22 protein-coding genes are annotated in these 15,619 nt (G+C 55.9%); 13 read left to right on the plus strand and 9 right to left on the minus strand.

The window, feature by feature from the left end; all coding sequences use genetic code 11:
* Positions 1–95 precede the first annotated feature (95 nt).
* The 7 genes from GOV85_RS09575 (at position 96) to GOV85_RS09605 (ending at position 5,777) form a co-directional block, all read left to right on the plus strand.
* Positions 96–377 carry a hypothetical protein gene (locus GOV85_RS09575; RefSeq protein WP_171177385.1) on the plus strand — a complete coding sequence of 94 codons (282 nt, stop codon included), beginning with the start codon at positions 96–98 and terminating at the stop codon, positions 375–377.
* Positions 378–531: 154 nt separating this feature from the next.
* The gene (locus tag GOV85_RS09580) at positions 532–912 is read left to right on the plus strand and encodes a hypothetical protein (RefSeq protein ID WP_171177388.1); all 381 of its coding nucleotides are present in this window, start codon (positions 532–534) and stop codon (positions 910–912) included.
* 179 nt (positions 913–1,091) lie between these two features.
* Complete coding sequence (gene thrS / locus GOV85_RS09585) at positions 1,092–3,050, plus strand: threonine--tRNA ligase (protein WP_171177390.1); 1,959 nt, start codon at positions 1,092–1,094, stop codon at positions 3,048–3,050.
* Between the two features lie 221 nt (positions 3,051–3,271).
* Complete coding sequence (locus GOV85_RS09590; RefSeq protein ID WP_171177392.1) at positions 3,272–3,574, plus strand: DUF2282 domain-containing protein; 303 nt, start codon at positions 3,272–3,274, stop codon at positions 3,572–3,574.
* 72 nt (positions 3,575–3,646) lie between these two features.
* Positions 3,647–4,504 (plus strand): DUF692 family multinuclear iron-containing protein, encoded by an 858-nt coding sequence (locus GOV85_RS09595; protein ID WP_171177394.1) that lies wholly within the window; start codon positions 3,647–3,649, stop codon positions 4,502–4,504.
* Positions 4,501–5,262 (plus strand): DNA-binding domain-containing protein, encoded by a 762-nt coding sequence (locus GOV85_RS09600; RefSeq protein WP_171177403.1) that lies wholly within the window; start codon positions 4,501–4,503, stop codon positions 5,260–5,262. Before GOV85_RS09595 ends, GOV85_RS09600 begins: the two co-directional genes overlap by 4 nt.
* Entirely contained in the window at positions 5,259–5,777 is a 519-nt protein-coding gene (locus tag GOV85_RS09605; RefSeq protein ID WP_171177405.1) for a DoxX family protein, read from the plus strand. Before GOV85_RS09600 ends, GOV85_RS09605 begins: the two co-directional genes overlap by 4 nt.
* 1 nt (position 5,778) lies before the next feature.
* Here GOV85_RS09605 and GOV85_RS09610 read toward each other — a convergent pair whose 3' ends face one another.
* Together GOV85_RS09610 and GOV85_RS09615 are read right to left on the minus strand one after the other, a co-directional pair.
* A complete protein-coding gene (locus GOV85_RS09610) occupies positions 5,779–6,147 on the minus strand; it encodes a hypothetical protein (protein WP_171177407.1) in 369 nt (122 codons plus the stop codon).
* A 41-nt stretch (positions 6,148–6,188) separates the two neighbouring features.
* On the minus strand, positions 6,189–6,506 hold the full coding sequence (locus tag GOV85_RS09615; RefSeq protein WP_171177409.1) for an ArsC/Spx/MgsR family protein: 318 nt from the start codon (positions 6,504–6,506) through the stop codon (positions 6,189–6,191).
* Positions 6,507–6,720: 214 nt separating this feature from the next.
* Between GOV85_RS09615 and GOV85_RS09620 the strand changes: the two genes are divergently transcribed.
* Positions 6,721–6,927 carry a cold-shock protein gene (locus GOV85_RS09620; protein WP_008758035.1) on the plus strand — a complete coding sequence of 69 codons (207 nt, stop codon included), beginning with the start codon at positions 6,721–6,723 and terminating at the stop codon, positions 6,925–6,927.
* A gap of 84 nt (positions 6,928–7,011) precedes the next feature.
* On the opposite strand, the gene GOV85_RS21700 is transcribed toward GOV85_RS09620, so the two are convergent.
* Both GOV85_RS21700 and thyX read right to left on the minus strand, forming a co-directional pair.
* A complete protein-coding gene (locus tag GOV85_RS21700) occupies positions 7,012–7,140 on the minus strand; it encodes a hypothetical protein (RefSeq protein WP_256368730.1) in 129 nt (42 codons plus the stop codon).
* Positions 7,141–7,377: 237 nt separating this feature from the next.
* On the minus strand, positions 7,378–8,286 hold the full coding sequence (gene thyX, locus GOV85_RS09630) for an FAD-dependent thymidylate synthase (RefSeq protein ID WP_171177413.1): 909 nt from the start codon (positions 8,284–8,286) through the stop codon (positions 7,378–7,380).
* Positions 8,287–8,462: 176 nt separating this feature from the next.
* On the opposite strand from thyX, the gene GOV85_RS09635 reads away from it, so the two are divergent.
* The 3 genes from GOV85_RS09635 to GOV85_RS09645 are packed head-to-tail and all read left to right on the plus strand — an operon-like array spanning position 8,463 to position 10,305.
* Positions 8,463–8,891 carry a VOC family protein gene (locus GOV85_RS09635; protein WP_171177416.1) on the plus strand — a complete coding sequence of 143 codons (429 nt, stop codon included), beginning with the start codon at positions 8,463–8,465 and terminating at the stop codon, positions 8,889–8,891.
* Positions 8,888–9,589, plus strand: coding sequence for a DUF1194 domain-containing protein (locus GOV85_RS09640; RefSeq protein ID WP_171177418.1), 702 nt, complete (start codon positions 8,888–8,890; stop codon positions 9,587–9,589). Before GOV85_RS09635 ends, GOV85_RS09640 begins: the two co-directional genes overlap by 4 nt.
* Positions 9,586–10,305, plus strand: a complete 720-nt coding sequence (locus GOV85_RS09645; RefSeq protein WP_171177420.1) for a DUF1194 domain-containing protein — start codon at positions 9,586–9,588, stop codon at positions 10,303–10,305. Before GOV85_RS09640 ends, GOV85_RS09645 begins: the two co-directional genes overlap by 4 nt.
* Here the strand turns inward: GOV85_RS09645 and GOV85_RS09650 are convergent.
* The 3 genes from GOV85_RS09650 to GOV85_RS09660 form a co-directional block, all read right to left on the minus strand.
* Complete coding sequence (locus tag GOV85_RS09650; protein ID WP_171177423.1) at positions 10,299–10,796, minus strand: MarR family winged helix-turn-helix transcriptional regulator; 498 nt, start codon at positions 10,794–10,796, stop codon at positions 10,299–10,301. The genes GOV85_RS09645 and GOV85_RS09650 overlap by 7 nt on opposite strands.
* A gap of 78 nt (positions 10,797–10,874) precedes the next feature.
* Positions 10,875–11,132, minus strand: a complete 258-nt coding sequence (locus tag GOV85_RS09655; protein WP_171177425.1) for a succinate dehydrogenase assembly factor 2 — start codon at positions 11,130–11,132, stop codon at positions 10,875–10,877.
* The gene (locus GOV85_RS09660; RefSeq protein WP_171177427.1) at positions 11,129–11,521 is read right to left on the minus strand and encodes a helix-turn-helix transcriptional regulator; all 393 of its coding nucleotides are present in this window, start codon (positions 11,519–11,521) and stop codon (positions 11,129–11,131) included. The genes GOV85_RS09655 and GOV85_RS09660 overlap by 4 nt, the downstream gene beginning before the upstream one ends.
* 92 nt (positions 11,522–11,613) lie before the next feature.
* Here GOV85_RS09660 and GOV85_RS09665 point away from each other — a divergent pair, with 92 nt between their 5' ends.
* Together GOV85_RS09665 and GOV85_RS09670 are read left to right on the plus strand one after the other, a co-directional pair.
* Positions 11,614–12,816 carry a pyridoxal phosphate-dependent aminotransferase gene (locus GOV85_RS09665; protein WP_171177429.1) on the plus strand — a complete coding sequence of 401 codons (1,203 nt, stop codon included), beginning with the start codon at positions 11,614–11,616 and terminating at the stop codon, positions 12,814–12,816.
* Between the two features lie 2 nt (positions 12,817–12,818).
* Positions 12,819–13,220 (plus strand): hypothetical protein, encoded by a 402-nt coding sequence (locus GOV85_RS09670; protein WP_171177431.1) that lies wholly within the window; start codon positions 12,819–12,821, stop codon positions 13,218–13,220.
* Here the strand turns inward: GOV85_RS09670 and GOV85_RS09675 are convergent.
* Together GOV85_RS09675 and ppk2 are read right to left on the minus strand one after the other, a co-directional pair.
* Complete coding sequence (locus GOV85_RS09675; RefSeq protein ID WP_245223058.1) at positions 13,217–14,575, minus strand: MATE family efflux transporter; 1,359 nt, start codon at positions 14,573–14,575, stop codon at positions 13,217–13,219. The two genes, GOV85_RS09670 and GOV85_RS09675, sit on opposite strands and share 4 nt — an antisense overlap.
* A gap of 119 nt (positions 14,576–14,694) precedes the next feature.
* Positions 14,695–15,618 carry a polyphosphate kinase 2 gene (gene ppk2 / locus GOV85_RS09680; RefSeq protein WP_171177435.1) on the minus strand — a complete coding sequence of 308 codons (924 nt, stop codon included), beginning with the start codon at positions 15,616–15,618 and terminating at the stop codon, positions 14,695–14,697.
* Between the last annotated feature and the right edge of the window lies 1 nt (position 15,619).

Below are 15,619 nucleotides of genomic sequence, written 5' to 3' on the forward strand. Positions count from 1 at the left end.
AGCCCGGTCATTCTGGCAATCCCGGCGGGCGACCCAAGCTGGACCCCGAGACAAGAAAGTTGATCCAGTCGAACGGCGAGATCGCTGTGAAACGCATGAACGATCTTTTGTCGATGGATGAGCTCTTCAATCGCATAGATGGGAACGGCGAATTTGTATCGGGAAAACTCTCTGGCAAAGAACAAATCGCTTTGTTGGCCTTAGCTCAGGACCGAGCCTTCGGACGCGCTGATGGCGTAAGCATCACACACACCCACAGCGGAACTGTAGGCATGAGCGTCAATCCAACACAGCGGCTCAAAGACATCAGCGACCGCCTTCCAGAGAGATTGGCTCAACAGAAGGTGATTGAGTCAAGACTGGATGACGACGAATAGTCTCCAACCATCACGTAGCTACTGCCGGGTTTAGAGGTTTGGGTTTGTGCCTACAGGCCATGCGCCCGCGCACGTAAGCCGCCTCGAGTTGACGACCCTATGTCGTATTTGATAGAAAAGCCGCCCTTTTCCAAAAAATTAGGAGGACCTGCAGATGTGGGTAGCATTCTCGACGCCCGAGGGTTCGGGCTTTTTCTCTGCCGTTGCAAAGGATGAGTACGGCAAAACCAGCGGGCCGAACATCGGTTCTCGCGTCTGTCTGCGGTTCCGCCGCGCTCAGGACGCCGAACTTCTGCGCGATTATGGTATGGACGGCGAGGTGATCGAAACACCGAGCGGCGACTATCGTTTCCGGGCGTTCATTCCACGCAACCACCTCGTGACCGTGCTGATGAACTTGGGCGACCGAATGGCCTACCCCAATTTCAAGGACAGCATTCCCGAGGACGATGTGGCGTTCGAGGGCGCATGCCACAAGGCGTGGGGGGTGTTCGGCGACTTACAGGATGGCGGGCCATACGGTGCAGGACAGTGATTGCACCGCTCTGACAATCGCTATATGAGACGCCTCGTGACTTTATCGTCGCCAAAAGCCACAAAACAGTGACGAGTGACACCGAGACGTCATAAAAAATTACTGTTTTCAAAATCTTAAATGGCGATACCCGCAACCGGGCGTTCAGTGGGCGCCAAACCGACGAGGAGAGCCGAACCATGGCCTTGGATTCAAAATCCGTCTCACTCACCTTCCCCGATGGCAATGCACGATCTTATGACGCAGGTATCACGCCCGCGCAGGTGGCCGCCGATATCTCGACCTCGCTGGCCAAAAAGGCTATCTCGGCCACCGTTGACGGCCAGCACTGGGACCTGCAATGGCCCATCGAAGCCGACGCGCAGATCGCAATCCACACCATGAAGGATGAAGATCAGGCCAATGAGCTGATCCGCCACGATCTGGCGCATATCATGGCGCGCGCCGTTCAGGAAATCTGGCCAGCCACCAAAGTCACCATCGGCCCTGTCATCGAAAATGGCTGGTACTATGATTTTGACCGGACCGAGCCGTTCACGCCCGAAGATCTCGGCCTGATCGAGAAAAAGATGAAAGAGATCATCAACAAGCGCGACCCCGTGACCACCGAGGTTTGGGACCGTGACCGCGCGATCGAATTTTATAAGGCCAATAATGAGCCTTATAAGGTCGAATTGATCGAATCCATCCCGGGCGACGAACCGCTGCGCATGTACTGGCATGGTCACTGGCAGGATCTCTGCCGAGGTCCACACCTGCAGCACACCGGTCAAGTGCCGGGCGACGCGTTCAAGCTGATGTCCATCGCTGGTGCCTATTGGCGTGGCGACAGTGACCGCGCGATGTTGCAGCGCATCTATGGCGTGGCCTTCACCGGCAAAGAAAAGCTAAAAGCCCACCTGCACATGTTGGAAGAGGCTGCCAAACGCGACCACCGCAAGCTTGGTCGTGAAATGGACCTGTTCCACATGCAGGAAGAGGCCCCCGGGCAGATTTTCTGGCATCCCAACGGTTGGACCATCTACACGCAATTGCAGGACTACATGCGCCGCCAGCAACGCAAGGGCGGCTATGTCGAGGTCAACACCCCTCAGGTCGTTGACCGCAAACTGTGGGAAGCCTCGGGTCACTGGGACAAATATCAGGAAAACATGTTCATCGTCGAAGTGGACGAAGAACATGCGCGTGAAAAGGCTATCAATGCCCTGAAACCGATGAACTGTCCGTGTCACGTGCAGATTTTCAATCAGGGTTTGAAATCCTATCGTGACCTGCCTCTGCGGATGGCAGAATTCGGATCATGCAACCGTTATGAGCCCTCGGGTGCCCTGCACGGTATCATGCGCGTGCGCGGCTTTACGCAGGATGATGGTCACATCTTCTGCACCGAAGATCAGATTGAATCCGAAACTGCCGAATTCATTCGCTTCCTTTCCGAAATCTACAAAGACCTCGGGTTCGAAAACTTCTCGGTCAAATTTTCGGATAGGCCCGAAAAGCGCTCTGGATCGGAAGAGGTTTGGGACAAGGCCGAAGCTGCCCTGCTCAGCGCGACCCGTGCGGCGGGGATCGAACCGGAACTCAACCCCGGTGAAGGCGCGTTCTACGGCCCGAAGCTTGAATTTGTTCTGACCGATGCAATTGGCCGTGACTGGCAGTGCGGAACGCACCAGGTGGACTTTGTTCTGCCTGAACGTTTGGATGCGACTTATATCGGAGCCGACGGCGGCAAACACCGCCCTGTGATGTTGCACCGGGCAACTTTGGGTTCGTTCGAACGTTTCATCGGCATACTGATCGAGGAACACGCAGGCAAGCTGCCCTTCTGGCTGGCCCCGCGTCAGGTCGTGGTCGCCTCGATCACGTCCGAGGCCGACGCCTATGTTGCCGAGGTTGTTGAGACCCTGCGCGCCGCCGGGGTGCGGGCCGAAGCAGATATTCGCAACGAGAAGATCAACTACAAGGTCCGCGAGCACTCGGTTGGCAAAGTGCCGGTGATTCTGGCCGTTGGTCACCGCGAAGTTGAAGAACGCACCGTCAGCGTCCGGCGTCTGGGTGAAAAACAGACGCAGGTTCAACCGCTTGATGTTGTAACAAATGAGCTTTCGCACGCCGCCACACCACCAGATCTGCTGTAACAATCAGCGGCATATCGCTGGAAATCCGGCCCTTGAAACGGGGCCGGATTGTAACATTTCACTCTTTATTCATCAAAAACAATGTATTAGGCTTCAAGAGGGCGTGCCGCCCCCTGACGCGCTTGTGAGACACGGGCTCGTGAATTTAACTCTGGCCGACAAGCCACTAGTTTTGTCAGTGTCACAAGCAGACATACCCAGTCATCAAGAGGATCACCGAGATGTCGAACACAGCTAAATCCCTGGTTATCGCAACCGCAGTCGCAGCCGCCGTATCGGGTGCTGCAACCACAGCAACCGCACAAGCCAAAGAAAAGTGCTATGGCGTGTCTCTGGCCGGTCAGAACGACTGCGCAGCAGGCCCCGGCACCACATGTGCGGGTACCTCGACCGTTGACTATCAAGGCAACGCATGGACGCTGGTTGACGCTGGCACCTGCGCGGATATCGAACTTCCGGCACAGGCAGACGGCACACCGCGCAAAGGTTCACTGGAAGCCCAGGACCGCGACCTGCCGGCATAAGGTCGACCAAACGGATCAAGGGGGCGGGCCAGTTCGCCCGCCCCTTCCCTTTCGTGATCAAGGAACTGACCCATGTTGGATGATGCGCTCCGCTCGAACCGCCTGCCCGCTGCACCGGGCGTGGGGTACAAGCCGCAACACTTCGCTCAGATACTTGACCATGCACAGCCCGTTTCATGGCTGGAAATCCATGCCGAAAACTACATGGGCGATGGCGGACGCCCCTTGGCGCAACTGCGCCACCTTTCAGAACACTTTCCGATCTCGGTCCATGGCGTTGGCCTGTCCATCGGTGGCGATGGCCCATTGGATCCCGAACATCTGGCCCGCCTGAAACATCTGGTCGGCTGGCTGAAGCCCGCCAGTTTTTCCGAACATCTGGCCTGGTCCACCCATGACAGCCACTTTTACAACGACCTCTTGCCGCTTCCCTACACGGACGAGACGCTGACACGGGTCTGCGAGCACATCGATCAGGTGCAGGACACCGTTGGTCAACAGATGCTGCTTGAAAACCCATCCAGCTATCTGGCTTTTGAAGAAAGCACTTGGTCCGAGCCCGATTTCCTGCGCGAGATTGCCCAACGCACTGGTTGCGACCTGTTGCTGGACGTGAACAACGTCTTTGTCTCTGCCACTAATCTGGACTTCTCGCCGCAAGGTTACATCGACGCCTATCCGCTTGAGAAACTGGGCGAAATCCATCTGGGCGGCCATGACGAAGATGAAGACGACCACGGCCATCCGCTTTTGATTGACAGTCATGGGCGCGAGGTCGTTGATCCGGTTTGGGCCTTGCTAGACTACGTCCTTGAACAATCCGGTCCCAAGCCGCTGCTGGTCGAATGGGACACCGATGTTCCCGACTGGCCGGTTTTGCGCGAGGAAGCGGTTCGCGCTCAGGCCGCACTGGACAAGGTACCGGCATGAGCGTGTCCCAGTCCGAGTTTCGCGCCGCCATGATGGATGCGTCCACGCCGGTTCCAGATGGGTTGCTAGACGCTGAGGCGCAACCGGCGGGCCGCAGGTTTAGTGTGTACCGCAACAACGTCGCGGTTTCCCTGACCGAAGCAATGCATCAGGCCTTCCCCGTTATCACCAAGCTGTTGGGCCCGCAGAACATGGACGGATTGGCCGGGATATTCCTGCGCCAACATCCCCCGTCATCTCCGCTCATGATGTTCTATGGCGAGGCATTTCCTGGTTTTCTGGCCGGAATGCAGCAGCTTGCCCATCTTGGATACTTGCCCGACATTGCCCGGTTGGAATTGGCCTTGCGCCGGTCCTACCACGCGGCAGACAGTCAACCTGCACCCGCAGATGCATTGGCAGTTGATCCTGAACAGGTGATGCAGGCGCGATTGCAATTTGCCCCAGCTATGCACGTGATCCGATCGGACTGGCCGATTCATTCGATCTGGCGTTTCAACTCCGAAGCCGACGCGCCAAAACCTCAGGCGCGCGCCGAGGACGTACTGATCACGCGCCCTGAATACGATCCTGATCCTCATTTGCTGCCGTCAGGCGGGGCCGACTGGATTGGCCATATGCAAAACGGGGACACAATCGGTGCAGCGTTCGAAAAAGCCGCTGCCGAGGCACCCGAGTTTGACCTGGGAACCACTCTGGCACTGCTTTTGCAGGGCGGTGCTGTAACTTCCGTGACTATCGAAAGGCCGAAGACATGACTGCCCTGATCTCACTTCACAACTCTGCTCTTGAGAAGGTGGACAATGCGTCCAACTGGCTGACTCCGACACTTGCCCGGCTGGTCTTCATTGCAGTTCTGTTGGTTTACTACTGGAACTCAGCCATGCTGAAGATCGACGGTTCGATCTTTTCGCCATCCAGCGGAGCCTTCGGCCAGATTTTCCCCAAGGCTGCGGAAGCGGTGCTGTGGGATGTTTCGCAGATGACATTCTTCCAGCGTATCGTCATTTTCTTCGGAACAGTCGCTGAATTTGTTCTGCCTGCCCTGCTGCTGGTTGGGCTTTTCACACGCCTTGCCGCGTTGGGAATGATTGGATTCATATGGGTGCAAACCCTGGTTGACGTCACCGGCCACGGCGTGAAACTGGGCAGCCTGTTCGACGCGGCTCCCTCTATCATGGATCAGCGCACATTGTGGACCTTCCTGATGCTGGTCATTGTGATCAACGGCGCAGGACCGCTTTCGCTGGACCGTCTCCTGCGCCTGAAATGATCTAGAAATGTGCTTTGGGCTGGTCCGGTTTTCCTGCCGCCAGCCCAAGGAAGCCCGCAACGCTGGCGAATGCGATCGGGAACATGGTGAAGACACCAAACCCAAACGCATAGTACATAGTACCGGCTGAAATCAGCAGCAAAACCCCACCAATCAGAGCTCGCGCAGGCGCCATTGCCCCTCCGGCAATCGCCAGCAAGGGCGCGATAATCGAAAGGGCCTGGATCAGGCCAGGGTTATCGACCTGGCTTAAAACCCCATCAATCTCGCCAACATGGTCGACGACAACCACTTTGGCATACCCGAAAAAACCGACGATCATACCGATCAGCCCGGCAATAACGCCCAAAATCATTGCGGCATTGCGCATTGAAAATCCTCACTTCTGATCTTGGGCAAATAAGCACCCATTTAGGAAATGCCAAGCTGGGTGCGGGTTTCAGCGGTCCAGCCCAACAGAAGCTTACCGTCCTTCTCGATCAACGGGCGCTTCATCAACGTCGGGTGTTCTTTTAGCAGCTCCATCGGTGCTTTTTCGCGCTGGCTCTGGTCCAAACCGCGCCAAGTGGTTGACCTGGTATTGAGCAGAGCATTGCCGAACTCGACAAAAGCTTGCGACAGCACAGAGCCCGGAACACCATCCTGCCGGACATCAACAAGCTCTGCATCTGGCAACGATTTCAGAGCCTTACGACACGTGTCGCAAGTCTTTAACCCATAAAGCTTCATCTTTTTGATACTCCCGCTCGTGCTTCGATTTTAGGCAATCACGCCCGTTTTTGGCAGTTATTCTTGATTTTTTACTTCACCGTGCAATGTTGAAAAAGGTGAAACATGTAAATTGGACTGTTCTGCAAACGCGAAACAGTTGGGTTTACGATGACGCCAACCACAGCCCCCACCAATTTGTGGGACAATGCGTAAGTAGAAGGAGACACGGGACATGCCAACCGGCACCGTGAAATGGTTCAATACCACGAAAGGCTATGGGTTTATTGCCCCTGATGAGGGGGGCAAGGATGTGTTTGTTCATATCTCGGCCGTAGAACGGTCCGGCCTCACCGGACTCGCAGACAATCAAAAAGTCTCATACGAGTTGCAGGACGGACGCGACGGCCGCCAAATGGCAGCTGATTTGAAGCCGTTGTAACGCCACCCGCCTCGCGCGGAGTGAAAAATTTCAGGATGACGGCCAATTTCCGGCCGTCACCCGCCCCCCACCGGAATTGTTCCATTACCCTCGCGCGGGCTTTGACCTGTCGTGAGAAAACCAGTTGTCGCCCATGGCAACGATGCAGGACGTGCCGGTCGCATAGGTCACTACCATCGTCCAATCGCCGCGCTGGTTTGACCAAACTTCCATGATTTGTTCAGGTCCACGAACGCCAGTGGCCACGCGCTTGGACGCAAATTGGCCTTTTAATTTCTGGTGCAACCGGGGCGTCGGCTCACAGAGAATTTCAGCGATAGGAGACTGAGACTGCGCTGGCAAAGCTAGGCCAAAGACCAAACAAAAAGCAGTTTTAAAAACATGGGTCATGGAACCAACGTAACGATTCCATGACACAATGTATAGACAAGTGCTATGCGTTAATGCGCATTACTTACGAATGATCGCTTCGAACTCGCGCCATTCACGGGCAGTCATGCCAGAGTTTTCTTGCGTGACCGTCTCGCCAGCCAACATGTTCCGAAGGCTCTCCACCATCTGCGCGGAAAGGTTGACTGCGCCCAACCGGTAATCCTCGAACGCTTTGTAAGCAAACGGCACCCAGTCGGCGACGATCTTGCACATCGCATCCGCATATACGCGGATTTCGTATTGCGCATGAGGGTCCGCACGCAGACGCAGGAAATGGAACAGATTGTGCAAGTCGACCTTCCAATACCACTGTGTGTAGATATTCGCAGGAAGGTTCATCCGGGCCAGTTCACGCGCCAGACCCTGTTGCCCATCCTGGCTGATCATGGCCTCGTAATTGTCGTAGCAGCGGGTGCTGTCAGCTTTCAGGATTTCCAGGACACGGGCGGCTTCTTCGCCTTCCAACGCTGATCCGCGACCCTGATTGTTCACCTCAGACTGTGCTGCCACATGTTCGGGTGCAGGGATATAAAACTCGCGATCCAGAATCGAATAACGCGCTGAGTATTCGTTCACATTGGCCGTACGATGCCGAATCCACTGACGCGCCACGAAAACGGGCAGTTTTACATGCAGTTTGACCTCGCACATTTCGAACGGGGTCGAATGCCAGTGCCGCATCAAATACCGGATCAGTCCTTCGTCGTTCTGAACCGATTTGGTGCCTTTGCCGTAAGAAACACGGGCTGCCTGACAGATCGCTGCGTCATCGCCCATATAGTCGATCACGCGGACAAAGCCGTGGTCCAGAACCTGATGAGCGGTGTACAAATGGTCTTCCATTCCCGCTGAAACGACGCGACGTGTTGGATGCGATTGGGCGCGTTGCGCTTCGATCTCGGCCTGGTGGTCGGCGGACAGCGGCATGAAATCTTCCTTTCTGGCAATGAGTCGCCTTCTACTATATCTCGCTAATCGCAGCATCGGAACCGCGATATATGCCGCAACCTGCGCAATTTTTGATTTCGGTCGCAGGGCGCTCTCGACACATCAAACCAGTGCGCTAAGTTGCTGGCAAAACTAATCGAAAAAGGATGGCCGCAATGGCGCTGACATATCTGCACACTATGGTCCGGGTGAAGGATCTGGAAAAATCCATAGCGTTTTATGAGCTTTTGGGTCTCAAGGAAACGCGTCGGTATGACAGCGAAGCGGGGCGGTTCTCATTGATTTTCATGGCCCCTCCCGGCCAGGAAGACGCTCCGATTGAGCTGACGTACAACTGGGATGGCGATGATGACCTGCCCAGCGACAGCCGTCATTTTGGACACTTGGCTTATGGTGTCGATAACATCTACGAAGTGTGCCAGCATTTGCAGAACAATGGCGTGACCATCAATCGCCCTCCTCGCGATGGGCGCATGGCGTTTGTCCGTTCACCTGACAACATCTCGGTTGAGTTGCTGCAAAATGGCGACGCGCTTGAGCCGGCCGAGCCCTGGGCCAGCATGGAGAGCACTGGCCACTGGTGATCAGGTGGGTCATAACACTGGGGCTGGCCCTTGTGACCAGCCCAATCCAGGCCGAGCAGTGCCGTTTGGCACTGGCCCTGGCGATGGACATTTCAGTTTCGGTCGACGACGCGGAAGACATTTTGCAGCGACAGGGACTGGCTGCGGCACTTCTGGCACCTGAAGTGCAAGAAGCTTTCTTCTCATCTCCTCTACCTGTTGCATTGGCCGTCTATGAATGGAGCGGGCAAAGTACCCAGCACGTTATCCTCGACTGGCACTTGATCGAAAATCACAGAGATCTTGCGGCTGCGGCGACCCGGATAAGTCAGTCGATCCGGTCCAATGAAGGCTTGGCAACGGCCATGGGGCACGCTTTGCGGTTCGGGGCAGAACTATTCCAAAGCGCGCCTCCCTGTCTATTTCACACCATAGATCTGTCAGGAGACGGGTCCAACAATGACGGCTATGGACCCCAAATCGCGTATCAACGGTTCTTTGACCATGACATCGTCGTCAATGGCCTGGTGATAAACGCCGCTGATTTCGAAGGGGAACTTTTTCTCATCCCTTTTTTCGAAAACAACGTCCTGCATGGCCCGGGCGCCTTTCTGGAAGTCGCACAAGGCTTTGAAGACTTCGAACGCGCGATGCGTAGAAAACTGGAGCGGGAACTGAGCGGGCTGCAAATTGGTTCAGTACAGGTCGACGACCAATGACGGCGCGCCTGCTGGTCATTCTGTTTTGCCTGTTTTCAGAGCCCGCCCTTGCACAATGCCGGCATGCCTTGGCTTTGGGTCTGGATGTGTCGGCATCTGTCGATAGCGGTGAATACAGGTTGCAGGTCGAAGGTTTGGCTGCTGCTCTGCGCGATCCCGAAGTAAGCCAACTGATGCTGGCGAACGGTTCAACATCCATGCGGTTGGCGATTTTTGAATGGACGGAACCAGGGCATGAGAGGATGCTACTGAACTGGACCGAAATTCAAACCGCTGCCGATCTGAATGCAATCAGCCAGCGCCTCATCCAAACCTCGCGAAAGGCGACGGCCCAAGGGACGGCAGTGGGCGCTGCTATGGTGTTTGGGGTGGACCTGCTGAACCAGCAAAGAACATGCTGGCGGCGCACCCTGGATTTATCCGGTGACGGCAAACACAACCTCGGACCTCATCCGCGAGATGTGCGAACAGCCTTGCGCGACAGCGGTGTTACGATCAATGGGCTTGTTATTGGTGCGGATGATCCAAGTTCAGGTGACAGGCGCTATGTGCAAGTTGGAGAACTGTCGGCTTACTACAATACGTGGGTTATATCCGGTCCAAACGCGTTCGTTGAAGTCGCCCTCGGGTTTGAGGCCTACGCAGAGGCCATGACCCGCAAACTGATCCGAGAACTAGACAGTCTCGTTCTGTCCGAAGCCAGCCCTGATCAGTAGATATACCTGATTTGGTCGGTCCAGTACCGTTCGACGCGGCGTAGCGATGTCGTGATGTCTTCAATCCCTTCTAGTTCCAGCACCCCCCTGCCCTGAAGACCTTCGGCATGGCGCGCAAACAGATCGGAAACGATATCGCGGATTTCCCTGCCACGCGGCGTCAGGCGCACGCGCACGGATCGGCGGTCGATCTCACACCGTTGGTGGTGCATATATCCCATCTCAACCAGTTTCTTAAGGTTGTAGCTGACATTGCTGCCTTGATAGTAGCCGCGGCTTTTCAATTCACCCGCCGTGACTTCATGATCACCAATGTTGAACAACAGCAGCGCCTGTACAGCGTTGATTTCCAATACGCCGACGCGCTCAAACTCATCCTTGATGACGTCCAACAGCAACCTGTGCAACCGTTCCACAAGGGCCAGCGCCTCAAGATAGCTGGTCATAAAGCCCTTGGTTCCCGGTCCGGAGACCTGCATTTCCATACTCATCCGACCCTCCGATTCAGTCGTGCTGTTTGGGACACGATGAATGGAAAGTCCGAAAATTCAGTTAAGTTGGAATGTCCCTTACTTCTGAAAAGTTTGCGCGATGTTCGACACAAGATCTGCGAACTTTTGAGGCGGCGGCACCTGCCCTGTCACCCATTGACAAAGATCCTGATCGTTTTCATGAAGCAGCGCGTCAAAGACATCCAACCCAGCGTCGTCCATGTCGGCGAGATTGCGATCTGCATAGGCCGACAGGATAATATCCATTTCCTTGATTCCACGCCGCATCGAGCGCATTTTCATACGCTTGATCCGCACCTCCCGGGGTTCGCTCAATGCTTCTGCTCCAACATCAGGCGCATTTTCTTCTCAAGCCGCGCCGCACGCTCGGCGCAGGCGCGCATTTCCCCGCGAATGGCGCGCAACTCAGCGACTGCGGTGGACAACTCCATGCCGCCTTCACCTTCTTCGACCGGAGCATCCATGCCTTCGCCTTCACCGGTCAGAAGCCACATGATCGACACGTTGACCATCCCGGCCATCATCGACAAGCGGTTCGCCCGAGGCTCGGACAGATCGTTTTCCCAATCGGAAACAGTTGCCTTTTTTACCCCAAGTCGACGCGCCAATTGCACCTGTGTCATGCCCGCAGCTTCGCGCGCCCCTGCCAGGCGATCCCCAAATGTCGCAGAATCCGGACCATACCAGTCGTTTTCATCAGTCACTTGGGTCTCCAATTCAGAGTTTCTATACAACTTGAACGTCTTTCAGGCGCACCCTATGACAGTCGGGTTGAACATACAAACCGAGGCCGACTATGAGTTTCCTGTCTGCGACACTGTCACGCGTCAAACCATCGCCCACCATCGCCATGACGGCAAAAGCAGCCGAATTGAAGGCCGCCGGGCGAGACGTTATCGGCCTCAGCGCGGGTGAGCCAGATTTCGACACGCCACAGAACATAAAAGACGCAGCCGTTGCGGCCATCGCAGCAGGAAAGACCAAGTACACCGCACCCGACGGTATCCCCGAGCTGAAACAGGCAGCTTGCGCCAAGATGAAGCGTGATCATGGGCTGGACTATGCGCCTGCGCAAATCTCGGTAGGCACCGGTGGCAAGCAGACGCTGTACAACGCTCTGATGGCCACGATGAATGAGGGTGATGAGGTCGTAATCCCCGCCCCTTACTGGGTCAGCTATCCAGATATGGTCTTGCTGGCGGGTGGTACGCCGGTGATTGCGGAAACGTCGCTGCAAACCAATTTCAAACTGACTGCCGATCAGCTTGAAGCAGCGATCACGCCAAAAACCAAATGGTTTATCTTTAACTCTCCATCGAACCCCACCGGTGCGGGCTATAGCCGTGAAGAGCTGAAAGAGCTGACAGATGTTTTGATGCGCCATCCCCATGTCTGGATCATGTCGGACGATATGTATGAGCACCTTGCTTATGACGGGTTTGAATTCTGCACCCCCGCCGAAGTGGAGCCCCGCCTGTATGACCGGACGCTCACCTGCAACGGGGTTTCCAAAGCGTATGCGATGACGGGTTGGCGCATCGGCTATGCCGCAGGTCCGGTCGAGATCATCGCGGCGATGCGCAAAATCCAGTCTCAATCCACGTCGAACCCCTGTACGGTCAGCCAATGGGCAGCGGTTGAGGCGTTGAACGGCACGCAGGAATTTCTGGCCCCAAATAACGAGATGTTTAAACGCCGCCGCGATCTTGTCGTGCGGATGCTGAACGAGATCGACGGCATCACCTGCCCGACGCCGGAGGGTGCGTTTTATGTTTATCCCTCAATCGCCGGGCTGATTGGTAAAACAACTCCTGCCGGAACGGTCATCGACACGGACGAAGCTTTTGCTACTGCCCTGTTGGAAGAGGCAGATGTTGCCATTGTCTTCGGCGCTGCCTTTGGTCTTTCGCCAAATTTCCGGGTCAGCTACGCTACGTCCGATGCGGCGCTGACCGAGGCTTGCAGCCGCATTCAGCGTTTCTGTGCTTCCTTGAGGTGACCATGTCTGCCGATCTTCCCGAATATTACTTTCGCATCCGTGAAAACGGGGCTGCAGTGTTTCGGGTCGATACGGAAAATCGCCAACGTCGAATTGAGATGGACCAGATTGCGGTCATCAATATCCGAAATGGCGACGTCAAACCGCAAGGACAGCGAACACTTTCAGACCAGGATCACGCTGAAATAGACCGGTGGATGCAAGAGCGCCGGGCCTTGTTGGCCCAGCGCGATATCGACGACATACACCGCGCCGTGGACTACCTGAACCTGACCACACAATGGGCTCAGTCTAAGGCAACTGACGCGCAATTGGAAGACGTGACTGACAGGTTGCTTATGGCAATGCATGACCTGCGCACCGTCCTGGTTCGTAAAAAGGCAGACCGGCTGAGCAAGGATTAAGCTGGCTCAGCCGCTGCGGGCATTTGACGAACCGAGTGCATCCAGAACCGGGCCATCAACAACACGGCTGCGAAGGCCAGACCGAGCACCAGCCCAAGCCAGACACCGATGCCGTCCATCTGACGGACAAAACCAAAATAGTACGACGCCGGGATTCCAACGACCCAATAGCTGAGCGCTGCCATGACCATGGGAATCTTGGCATCCTGCAACCCGCGCAGCAGGCCCAGCGCAATGACCTGCGCCCCATCGACCAGTTGAAACAAAGCTGCCATTGCCAACAACCCGGTTCCAATGGCCAGGATTTGTCCACGCTGGGGATCATCCGCCTCCATGAACAGGGAAATCAATGGTTCAGCACAGGTCAGAAACAGGATGACTGTGAAAACAGACATAACCAGCGACATGCCCGTCACCGCAATTGCGCCTTTCTCCAGATGCGCCCGATCCCGACGTCCAAGCGCATTTCCGGCCCGGATGGTGGCCGCATTTGACAACCCCAGATGCACCATGAAAGTGGCCGACGCGAGGTTCAGCGCGATCCCATGCGCCGCCAGCGGAACCTGCCCCAACCAACCCATCATCACAGCCGATGTTGCAAACAGCGACACCTCGGCCAACGTGGTCAGGCCAATCGGGACCCCAAGCTTCCATACACTGGCGAACATCTCCCAATCCGGTCGCCAGAAACGCTGAAAAAGGCTGTGTTCCGGCAGTGTTCGAACAACGTAGATGACAACAGCGATTAGCGAAACGACCTGCGTCGCGATTGAGGCGATTGCTGCACCCATCACACCCAATTCCGGTGCCCCCCAATTGCCGAAGATCAGCGCATAGTTGGTCACCGCGTTCACAAATGCCGCCGCGACTGTGATCCACAGCACGATCTGCGTTCGCTCCAAGGCCGCAAGGTAGGATTTGAGCACCATCACGATAAGGGCCGGAAACAACCCCCAACCAGCTACGCGCAAATACTCGGATGCTGTTTCAGCAACCTGCGGCTCCTGCTTCATGGCGATCAGGATTGGATAAGACCACCACAGCAACGGCATGACCACTATTGCGTACAGCAAAGACAGCCAAAGACCCATGCGGGTTGAGCGGCGGATGCTGGTTTCGTCCCCTTCCGCCGCAGCGGTGGCAACCATTGGCATGACCGCCCAGCCGAACCCGGCCCCAAACAAAAACAGCACAAAGTAATAGCTGCTGGCCAACGTGACCGCAGCAAGTGCCTCGACCCCGTACCAACCCAGCATGATGGTATCGGTCAAACCGATGGCAAACTGCGCCAGATGACCACCGACCAGCGGCAAGCCAAGCACGGCAATCGCCCGAAAATGGGCGGGGTATGTCATCACTTTTGTCATTGCACCAGCCATATGCGCGGGCTTGGCGCGGGACAAGAGCGGATCAATAAAATTTCACTATGAGACTATAGCGCCCGCCTCACCATTAAAAACGGGCGCGTTGAGGATTAGCGGGCATCCGGATGCAATGTTGCGCCCAGAATATGCTCGGACCGGTGGATGACGTGGTGGGCTTGTCCAACGATCAATGGATCAGGCTCCCCCACTACGTTCAAGTTCTTGCCTGGGTAATCCAGCGTCGACAGGAAATGACGCATACAATTCAGGCGCGCGCGTTTCTTGTCATTCGACTTGATGATCGTCCATGGCGCGTCTGCGGTGTCTGTATAAAAGAACATCGCCTCTTTCGCCTCGGTATAGTCGTCCCATTTGCTGAGGCTGGCCTTGTCGATCGGCGACAGCTTCCACTGCTTCAGAGGATCGGTCTCGCGGCTTTTGAAACGGCGCTGCTGCTCTTCCTGCGTGACCGAGAACCAGTACTTGTACAGCTGAATACCCGAGCGCACCAGCATCCGTTCCAGTTCCGGCGTCTGGCGCATGAATTCCAGATACTCGTTAGGCGAGCAGAATCCCATCACCCGCTCAACACCCGCGCGGTTGTACCAAGACCGGTCATAGAACACCATTTCCCCAACCGTCGGCAGTTCCTGAAGGTAGCGCTGATAGTACCACTGCCCCTTTTCTTCCCAGGTCGGTTTGTTCAAAGCGACCACACGCGCCTGACGCGGATTCAGGTGTTCCATAAACCGTTTGATCGTACCGCCCTTGCCAGCGGCATCGCGGCCTTCGAACAACAAAACAAAACGCTGCCCCGTGTCCTGCGCCCATAGCTGAACCTTCAAAAGCTCCGCCTGCAGCTTTGCCTTCTGCGCCTCATAGGTCGACCGCGCCATCTTGCGGCCATAGGGGTATTTTCCGCTTTCGAACGCCTGCCGGATCTTTTCGGGGCTGGGTTCTGCCGCGTTTGCCGCCTCGACCTCTACGGCTTTGATCTGAGGGGATTTTGCTTCGACCGGAGCAATGGCTTCCATA

Source organism: Ruegeria sp. HKCCA4633, assembly GCF_013034605.1.
Taxonomy (GTDB): domain Bacteria; phylum Pseudomonadota; class Alphaproteobacteria; order Rhodobacterales; family Rhodobacteraceae; genus Ruegeria.